This is a genomic window from Streptomyces glaucescens (genome assembly GCF_002154375.1).
GTDB lineage: Bacteria > Actinomycetota > Actinomycetes > Streptomycetales > Streptomycetaceae > Streptomyces > Streptomyces glaucescens.
Window position 1 is genome coordinate 1 of record NZ_MUND01000724.1, and the last position, 579, is coordinate 579.

Here is a 579-nt window from a genome sequence, read left to right on the forward strand (position 1 = left end):
GGCCGGGCTGGCAGCCCCGCTGTGGACGTCGACCGCCTGGGGCGGCGTCCGCCTCCCGCCCGACGAACTCCTCCCGCTGTACGGCGGCTACCCCGAGGCGTTCTGGACCGAGTGGGACGGCGGCTGGCCCGAGACCTGCCGCAAGCACTACTTCTTCACCCACCAGCGCGACGACGAGGGCATCGGGGCCGACCTGCGCCCCACCACCGTCCGCGGCGGCGACCCCGCCCCCAATGACCGCTTCCCCTGGGCCACCTGCGAACTCGGCGGCGGCATGGCCGTCGCCTACCACCGGCGGCCCCGCCTCGACGCGGCCGACATCGGCGCGCTCGCCCTGACGAAGATCGGCTGCGGCTCGGTGTGGCAGGGCTACTACATGTTCCACGGCGGGACCAACCCCGCCGGTGAGCTGACCACCCTCCAGGAGTCGCACGCCACCGGCTACCCCAACGACCTGCCCGTGCTGACGTACGACTTCCAGGCCCCGCTCGGCGAATACGGCCAGGTCCGCCCCTCGTACCACGCACTGCGGCTCCAGCACCTGCTGCTGGCCGACTTCGGCGACCGGATCGCGGCGAC

The 579-nt window shown here is 73.4% G+C and carries 1 protein-coding gene; it reads left to right on the forward strand.

Features of this window, described 5'->3' with window-relative positions:
- Window positions 1-579, forward strand: a 579-nt coding sequence (locus CCN42_RS35985; protein ID WP_211294869.1) for a beta-galactosidase, incomplete at both ends; no start/stop codon positions are given.